Source organism: Streptomyces sp. NPDC094034, assembly GCF_040303865.1.
Taxonomy (GTDB): Bacteria; Actinomycetota; Actinomycetes; order Streptomycetales; family Streptomycetaceae; genus Streptomyces.
In genome coordinates, this window is record NZ_JBEOUD010000089.1 from 1 (window position 1) to 9,786 (window position 9,786).

A 9,786-nucleotide genomic window follows, 5' to 3' on the forward strand; every position below is an offset into this window, starting at 1 on the left:
CGCAGCAAGGACGCCCCGACCGAATACAGCGACACACCCGACCACACAAACGGCAGTCGCGCCCCCGACCCCTCCTCGCCCGAGACGAACGAACCCAGGCCGATCCCGTGCAACGCCGCATCCAGGAGCGCCGGATGAAGGCCATACCGACCCGCGTCCTGTGCGGCCTCCTCCGGTAGCGCGACCTCCGCGAAGACCTCATCACCAAACCGCCAGGCAGCCGTCACCCCCTGGAAAGCGTCACCGTACACGAGTCCGACCTCGGCCAGCGCCCCGTACAGACCATCGGTCTCCACAGGCTCGGCGCCCACCGGAGGCCACACCGAAAGGTCACCGTCGGCGTCCTCGGCGGGACGCGCGGTGGAGGAGAGCTCACCCGTGCAGTGCCGGACCCAGGGCGCGTCCTCGTCGGCGTCCTCCATGCGGGAGAAAAGGGTGACCGTACGCCGCCCTTGGCTGTCCGCCTCCGCGACCACGACGCGCAGCTGCACCCCACCGTCGTCGGGCAGGACGAGCGGAGCTTCGAGACTCAACTCGTCGAGGGTGTCGCAGCCCGCCTCGTCACCGGCCCGGACCGCCAACTCCACCAGCGCCGCCCCCGGAACCACGACCCTGCCGAGCACCCGGTGACCGGCGAACAAGGGATGCGAGCGCAGCGACAGCCGGCCCGTGAAGAGGAAGCCGTCGGAGTCCGGCAGGGCAACCGCAGCACCGAGCAGCGGGTGATCGGCCAGGCTGAGGCCCAGTTCGGGTCCGGCCAGGGCGCCGCCCGACAGGGCCGGGGCGTCGATCCAGTAGTGGTCGCGCTGGAACGCGTACGTCGGGAGGTCGAGCACGCCGCCGGGGCGCAGGTCCGCGAAGAATGCCTGCCAGCCGACGCGTACGCCTCGCGTGTGGAGGTGGGCCACGGCGGTGAGCAGCGACCACACCTCGGGACGGTCCCGGCGCAGGGCCGGCACGAGGGCGGTGTCGGTCTCCTTGGTGAGGCAGTCGCGGGCCATCAGGCTCTGCATGGCGAGCGGCCCCACCTCCAGGTAGGTGGTGACGCCCTTGGCCTCCAGGGTGCGCACCGAGTCGCAGAACCGCACCGCTTCCCGGACGTGCCGCACCCAGTAGTCCGGGGAGCACACCTCGTCGGCGCTGATCAGGTCGCCGGTCAGCGCGTCGACCATGGGGATGCGGGGCGGCTGGAAGGTGAGGGTCTCCGCGACCTTGCGGAAGTCGTCGAGCATCGGGTCCATGTGCGGGGAGTGGAACGCGTGCCCCACACTGATCCTCTTGATCCGGTATCCCTCGGCTTTCCAGCGGCGCCCGAGCTCAACGACAAGTTCCTCGTCGCCGGAGACCACGAACGCCTGGGGCCCGTTGATCAGCGCGATGTTCACCCGGCCGGACAGTTCGTCGAGGGCCGCTCGTACGACCTCCTCGGGGGCCTCGACCGCGACCATGCCGCCGCCTGGCGGCAGGGCGTTCATGAGCCGGCTGCGTGCGGCCACGAGCTTCGCGGCGTCCGGGAGGGAGAGGACGCCTACGGCGTGGATCGCGGCGGAGTCGCCGATGGAGCCGCCGGACACGATGTCCGGGCGGATGCCCCAGTGGTCGAGGAGCCGGTAAAGCGCCACTTCGAGAGCGAAGATGGCGGGCGAGGAGTAGCCGGTCCGGTCGAGGAGTTCGGCCTCGGGTGATCCTTCCGCCGCGAAGATGATGTCCCGGATGGGCCGGTCCAGGTACTTGTCCAGTTCGGCGCATGCCTCGTCGAAGGCGGCGGCGAAGACCGGGAAGGTCTCGTAGAGTTCACGGCCCATGCCGGGACGCTGGCTGCCCTGGAAGGTGAAGAGGAAGGCGGTCCCGCCGGTCGTCTGGGTGTCCCGGACGACGCCGGCGGCCGTGTCGCCGTTCGCCAGCGCCTGGAGGCCACGGAGCAGTTCGTCGCGGTCGGCGGCCACGACGAAGGCGCGGTGCTCCAGGGCGGCGCGGGTGGTGGCCAGCGAGTACGCGAGATCGGTCTCCAGGGTCTCCGGGGTGCGTCCGGTGTTCCCGGTGTTCCCGGTCTCCGGAGCATCACCGAGGAAGGCCGCCAGTCGTGCTGCCTGGCCGCGCAGGGCCTCGCCGGTCGCGCCCGACACGGCGAAGGGCAGCACCTCGGGCAGGGCGCGAGGAGCCGTGTCCTTGGCGGTCCCGGGCTCGGATTCGGGGTCGGGCTCGGGCTCGGGCTGCGGTGGTGCTTCCTCCAGGACCACGTGGGCGTTGGTGCCGCTGATGCCGAAGGAGGAGATGCCCGCTCGGCGGGGCTGTTCCGTCTGCGGCCAGGACTGTTCCTCGGTGAGGAGCTGGACGGCGCCGGTCGTCCAGTCGATCTGGGACGAGGGCGTGTCCACGTGCAGGGTGCGCGGAAGGGTGCCGTGGCGCATGGCCATGACCATCTTGATGATGCCGGCCACGCCCGCGGCGGCCTGCGTGTGGCCGATGTTGGACTTGATCGAGCCCAGCCACAGGGGACGGTCCTCGGGACGGTCCTGGCCGTAGGTGGCGAGGAGTGCCTGCGCCTCGATCGGGTCGCCCAGCTTGGTACCGGTGCCGTGGGCCTCGACCGCGTCCACGTCCGACGTCGTCAGGCCGGCGCTCTGCAGAGCCTGGCGGATCACGCGCTGCTGGGACGGGCCGTTGGGGGCGGTCAGACCGTTGCTGGCACCGTCCTGGTTCACCGCCGAGCCGCGTACGACCGCCAGGACCCGGTGACCGTTGCGCACGGCGTCCGACAGCCGCTCCACAAGCAGCATGCCCACGCCCTCACCCCAGCCGGTGCCGTCGGCGGTGTCGGCGAAGGACTTGCACCGGCCATCGGGCGCAAGGCCGCGCTGCCGACTGAACTCCACGAACGTCCCGGGGGTGGACATCACGGTGACACCGCCGGCCAGTGCCAGGGTGCATTCGCCGCGGCGCAGTGCCTGCACCGCCAGGTGCAGCGCCACCAGGGACGACGAACACGCCGTGTCCACCGTCACCGCGGGCCCGACCAGCCCCAGGACGTACGCGATCCGCCCGGAGGCGATGCTGCCCGCGCTGCCGTTGCCCAGGTAGCCCTCCAGCTCCTCAGGTACGTCGGCGACCCGTGTCGCGTAATCGTGGTACATGAGGCCAGTGAAGACGCCGGTTTGTGAACCCTTCACGGACAGCGGGTCGATACCGGCCTGCTCGAAGGCCTCCCACGCGGTCTCCAGGAGCAGCCGCTGCTGCGGATCCATCGCCAGCGCCTCACGCGGCGAGATCCCGAAGAAACCCGCGTCGAAGTCCGCCGCACCATGCAGGAAACCGCCCTCGGCCGCGTACGACGTGCCGCGGTGATCCGGGTCCTCGTCGAAGAGGGAGTCGAGGTCCCAGCCGCGGTCCGTCGGGAAACCCGAGACCCCGTCCGTACCGGAAGCCACCAACCGCCATAGGTCCTCCGGGGATTCGACCCCACCCGGATAACGGCAGCTCATCCCCACGATAGCGAGGGGTTCGGTCGCTTCGGCCTCTACGTCACGAAGACGCCGATGGGCCTGACGCAGGTCAGCCGTCACCCGCTTGAGGTAATCAACAAGCTTCGATTCGTCAGCCATCGACTGTCGCCTTTCAAAGAAATTCTGTGATTCAAAGCAAAGTCATGCGAGCAAGGGGCGGGGCGGGCAGCCGCGGCTGCCGTGGTTACAGCGAGCCGAATTCCTTGTCGATCAGATCGAGCAGTTCGTCGGCGGTCGCCGACTCGACTTCCCGGTCGTCGGTCTCCGCCGTCGCCAGCTTCGGCATCAGCGCGCGCAGGCGAGCCAGCGTCTTCGCCCGGAGGGATTCGTCGTCCTGGGCGATGCCCTCGATCGCCCGCTCCAACGAATCGAGTTGCTCGAACAGCGTGTCGTCGCTGTCCGTCCCGAGGAATTCCGGCCGCAGGTACGCGGTGAGGAGGGCCGGCGTCGGGTAGTCGAAGACGAGCGTGGCGGGCAGGGTGAGGCCGGTTTCCTTGACGAGGCCGTTGCGCAGTTCGACGGCGGTGAGCGAGTCGAAGCCGAGCTCACGGAAGGCTCGTTCGGGCGCGACCGCGTCGGGTCCGGTGTAGCCGAGCACGGCCGCGACCTGAGTACGTACGAGATCCAGCAGCGCCGTCTCGCGCTCGGCCTGCGGCAGGGCCAGGAGCCGTTGCCGCAGCGACGGCAGAGCGGCTTCCGCGCCGGGACCGGTACCAGTGCGGGTACGGGTGGTGGCGGTCCGCCGCGACGATCCGGCGACCAACGCCCGTAGCAGAGCAGGGTTACTGTCACGCTTACGGAGCGTGGCCAGGTCGAGCGGGACGGGAACGAGCAGGGCCCGGTCGGTCCGAAGAGCGGTGTCGAAGAGAGTGAGGCCATGGGCGGGGGTGAGAGGTCGGATGCCGGAGCGCTCGATACGGCCGAGGTCGGCCTCCCCCAGTTCACCGCCCATTCCGCCCGTGCCTTCCCACAGTCCCCAGGCCAGTGACAGGCCCGGGAGACCCGCGGCACACCGGTGATGCATAAGCGCGTCCAGGAAACTGTTGGCGGCGGCGTAACTGGCCTGCCCCGCAGCACCGAAGACACCAGCAGCCGACGAGAACACAACGAACGCCGACAGATCCAGACCGGCCGTCAACTCGTGCAGATGCGAGACCGCGTCGACCTTCGGACGCAGGACCATGTCCATTCGCTCGGCGGTCAGCGAACCGAACACACCGTCATCCAGCACACCGGCTGCATGCACCACCGCCGACAGACCCCGGCCGGCGGGCAGGGAGCCCAAAAGGTCAGCGACGGCCGACCGGTCGGCGACATCACATGCCGCCACCCTCACCCGGGCACCGAACTCCGCGAGCTCCTCCACCAGTTCCGCCGCACCGGGAGCATCCATGCCCCGGCGGCTGGTCAACAGCAGATCGCTCACGCCGTACTCGGTGACAAGATGCCGGGCAAGCAGGCGACCCAGACCGCCTGTGCCACCGGTCACCAACACCGATCCCGTACCGAAGTCGACAGGCGTGCCCTCACCCACAACAGCACGCACCAGGCGAGGCACGCGGATTCCGGCAGAGCGCAGGGCGAACTGTCCCTCATCGGTGGTCAGGGCGAGGGGAAGCTGCGCCCAGGCGGCGCTGTCGTCCGCGTCGGCATCGACGAGGACCAGCCGACCGGGGTTCTCGGCCTGCGCCGAACGCACGAGACCCCACACCGTGGCCGCGCCCAGGTCCCGCACCGGCTCCTCGGCCTCGGCCGCCACCGCACCCGAGGTAACGACCACCAGACGTGAACCAGCGAAACGCTCATCCACCAGCCACCGCTGCACGATCGCCAGCACCTGCCTGGCCGTCTCGCGCACCTGCCCGGCGTCCACCGCGCCATCGACGGAGCTGCTCTCGACAGGCAGGACAACCACATCCGGGACGGAACCCCCGACATCGACCGAGGCAACCAGCCCAGCCAGATCCCCGAACGCCCGGACACCCACACCCGTGCCCTCGGCACCACCCAGCACTGCCCAACCATCCGTGGACACCTGGCCCTCCGCGACCGGCAGATCGACCCAATCAACCCCGAACAGCGCATCACGAATGCTCGCGCCGCCGCTCCGGCCGCCGAGCTGTTCCGCCGACACCGGCCGCAGGGCAAGCGACTCCACCCGCGCCACAAGACGGCCGGTGGAATCGGCCAGCGTCAGCGCGACCGCGTCCGTACCCGCCGGAGCAATACGTACGCGCAGCAAGGACGCCCCGACCGAATACAGCGACACACCCGACCACACAAACGGCAGTCGCGCCCCCGCCCCCTCCTCGCCCGAGACGAACGAACCCAGGCCGATCCCGTGCAACGCCGCATCCAGGAGCGCCGGATGAAGGCCATACCGACCCGCGTCCTGAACCGCCTCCTCCGGAAGCGCGACCTCCGCGAAAACCTCATCACCAAACCGCCAGGCAGCCGTCAGCCCCTGGAAAGCGTCACCGTACGCAAGTCCGACCTCGGCCAGCGACCCGTACAGACCATCGGTCTCCACAGGCTCGGCGCCCACCGGAGGCCACACCGAAAGGTCACCGTCGGCGTCCTCGGCGGGACGCGCGGTGGAGGAGAGCTCACCCGTGCAGTGCCGGACCCAGGGCGCGCCCTCGTCGGCGTCCTCCATGCGGGAGAAAAGGGTGACCGTACGCCGCCCTTGGCTGTCCGCCTCCGCGACCACGACGCGCACCTGCACCCCACCGTCGTCGGGCAGAACGAGCGGAGCTTCGAGACTCAACTCGTCGAGGGTGTCGCAGCCCGCCTCGTCACCGGCCCGGACCGCCAACTCCACCAGCGCCGCCCCCGGAACCACCACCCTGCCGAGCACCCGGTGACCGGCGAACAAGGGATGCGAGCGCAGCGACAGCCGGCCCGTGAAGAGAAAGCCATCGGAGTCCGGCAGGGCAACCGCAGCACTGAGCAGCGGGTGATCGGCCGAGTCCACGCCTGCCGATTCGGCATCGGCCGGAGCGCCGGTTTCGTGAATCCAGTAGGGCTGGTACTGGAAGGCGTAGGTGGGCAGGTCGACGCGGGTGGTATCGGTGTGGGTGAAGAACGCGGTGCGATCGGTGACCGCGTCCTGTGCCAGGAGATGCGCGAGCGCGGTCACCGCGGTGTGGGGTTCGGGACGGTCGCGACGGAGGACCGGGACGGCGATGGTGGTGCTGTCATCGGGCAGGATCTGCTGGATCATGGCGGTGAGTACGCCGTCGGGGCCGAGTTCGAGGAATACCGAGGCGCCCTCGGCCTTCAGGGTGTGCACGGCGTCGGTGAAACGAACCGTTTCGCGGACGTGCCTGACCCAGTAGTCCGGTGTGCATGCCTCGTCCGTGACGAGGGTTCCGGTGAGCGCGGAGACGAAACCGATCTGGGGCGGGGCGAACGACACGTCCGCGATGGCCGTGCGGAAGTCCTCCAGCATCGGGTCCATCAACGGCGAGTGGAACGCGTGACTGACCCGCAGTTCCTTGGTGCGGACACCGGATGACTGGAATTGCCCGGTCACCTCGGCCACGGCTTCCTGGGTGCCGGAGACGACAACGGCCTGGAGACCGTTGACGGCCGCGATGGCCGCCCCGTCCACCAACAGAGGCGCCACCTGATCCACGCCCGCCTCAACGGCGACCATGGCGCCGCCCTCGGGCAGGGCGTTCATGAGCCGGCCCCGCGCGGCAACCAGCAGAGCGGCATCACGCAGCGACAAGACGCCCGCCACATGCGCGGCGGCGATCTCGCCGACGGAGTGGCCGGCCACGAAGGCGGGCCGGATGCCCCAGGACTCGACCAGACGGAAAAGCGCAACCTCAACCGCGAACAACGCGGGCTGAGTGAACACCGTCCGGTCCAGCAGCTCACCCCCCTCGAACACCACCTCCCGCAAGCTCCGCCCGAGCAGAGCGTCCAGCTCCGCGCACACAGCCTCGAAAGCCTCGGCGAACACAGGGAAAGCCGCATACAGCTCACGGCCCATCCCCAGCCGCTGACTGCCCTGACCCGTGAACACCACCGCCAGCTCACGCCCAGCAGCAGCCACCCCCCGCGCCACACCAGGAGAACGCCGCTCCCCCGCAACCGCGTCAAGACCGTCCAGCAACCCCGCACGATCCTCCGCGACCACCACCGCCCGATGCTCAAGCACCGATCGGCCCATCAACGAATACGCGACATCCGCCGCACGCAGTCCAGGCCGCTGCTCGACAAACTCCAGCAGCCGCGCAGCCTGAGCCCGCAACGCCTCCACCGACCGCGCCGAGAGCACCCACGGCACCAGACCACCATCCACCGCCACCGACCCGGACTCGGATTCGGGATCGAGATCTGGAGCGGGAATGGGATTGGCGGTGTCCGGTGCCTGTTCGAGGATGACGTGGGCGTTGGTGCCGCTGATGCCGAAGGAGGAGATGCCCGCTCGGCGGGGCTGCTCCGTCTGCGGCCAGGACTGTTCCTCGGTGAGGAGCTGGACGGCTCCCGTGGTCCAGTCGATCTGGGACGAGGGCGTGTCCACGTGCAGGGTGCGCGGAAGGGTCCCGTGGCGAAGCGCCATGACCATCTTGATGATGCCCGCCACGCCCGCGGCGGCCTGCGTGTGGCCGATGTTGGACTTGATCGAGCCCAGCCACAGGGGACGGTCCTCGGGACGGTCCTGGCCGTACGTGGCGAGGAGTGCCTGCGCCTCGATCGGGTCGCCCAGCTTGGTACCGGTGCCGTGGGCCTCGACCGCGTCCACGTCCGACGTCGTCAGGCCGGCGCTCTGCAGAGCCTGGTGGATCACCCGCTGCTGGGACGGGCCGTTGGGGGCGGTCAGGCCGTTGCTGGCACCGTCCTGATTGACGGCCGAGCCGCGTACGACCGCCAGGACGCGATGGCCATTGCGTACCGCGTCCGACAGCCGCTCCACGAGCAGCATGCCCACGCCCTCGCCCCAGCCGGTGCCGTCGGCGGTGTCGGCGAAGGACTTGCACCGGCCATCGGGCGCAAGGCCGCGCTGCCGACTGAAGTCGATGAAGGTGTCGGGAGTCGACATGATCGCGACGCCGCCGGCGAGCGCCAGCGTGCATTCGCCGCGCCGCAGCGCCTGCACCGCCAGGTGCAGCGCCACCAGGGACGAGGAGCACGCGGTGTCCACCGTCACCGCGGGCCCCTCCAGGCCGAAGAGGTACGACACACGCCCCGAGGCAACGCTGCCCGCGCCCGCCGTTCCGCGGAATCCCTCCAGGCCGTCCGGGATGGAGGTCAGCCGGGAGAGGTAGTCGTGATACATCAGGCCGGTGAAGACGCCGGTACGGGTGCCGCGGGCCTGCTGCGGGTCGATGCCCGCGTCCTCGAAGGACTCCCACGCGGTCTCCAGGAGCAGCCGCTGCTGCGGGTCCATCGCCAGTGCCTCACGCGGCGAGATCCCGAAGAAGTCCGCGTCGAAGTCCGCCGCGCCATGCAGGAATCCGCCCTCGGTGGCGTACGACGTGCCGCGGTGATCCGGGTCCTCGTCGAAGAGGGTGCCGAGGTCCCAGCCGCGGTCCGTCGGGAAACCCGAGACCCCGTCCGTGCCGGAGGCCACGAGCCGCCACAGGTCCTCCGGGGATGCGACCCCGCCCGGGTAACGGCAGCTCATCCCCACGATCGCGATCGGCTCGTCCTCCGCCACCGCGACGAGTGAACTCCCCGTGGTGCCGTCAGCGTCCGTCTGAGCGCCGACGAGCTCGCTCCGCAGGAACTCGGCCAGGACTGCCGGAGTCGGGTAATCGAAGACCACGGTCGCGGACAGCCGAAGGCCGGTCTCCTTCATCAGCGCGCCACGGAACTCGACGGCTGTGAGCGAGTCGAAGCCCAGCTCACGGAACGCGCGACTCGGCTCCACACTCGCCGTGCCGGTGTGCCCGAGAACGGCGGCGGCCTGCGTACTGATCAGGCCGAGAAGCATCCGCTGTTGCTCGGCCGGCTCCAGCCCCGTCAGCCGGTCGGCGAGGGAGGAGCCGCCCTGTCCTGTGTGCGCGGTGGTGCCGGTGGTGGGGCGGCGGTGGGACGTGGTGATCAGTGCGCGCAGGAGTGGGAGGACGCGGTCACGCTTGCGGAGCGTGGCCAGGTCGAGCGGGACGGGAACGAGCAGGGCCCGGTCGGTCCGAAGAGCGGTATCGAAGAGAGTGAGGCCGTGGGCGGGGGTGAGGGTTCGGATGCCGGAGCGCTCGATACGGCCGAGGTCGGCCTCCCCCAGCTCACCGCCCATTCCGCCCGTGCCTTCCCACAGTCCCCAGGCCAG

Annotated in this window: 2 protein-coding genes; both read right to left on the reverse strand. The window is 70.0% G+C overall.

Going from position 1 to position 9,786, the window contains the following annotated elements; genetic code table 11:
- Positions 1-3,602, reverse strand: a 3,602-nt coding sequence (locus ABTZ59_RS36510) for a type I polyketide synthase (RefSeq protein ID WP_351425515.1), incomplete at its 3' end; no start/stop codon positions are given.
- Positions 3,603-3,687: 85 nt separating this feature from the next.
- The coding region (locus ABTZ59_RS36515) for a type I polyketide synthase (RefSeq protein WP_503003865.1) at positions 3,688-9,786 on the reverse strand (6,099 nt) is incomplete at its 5' end.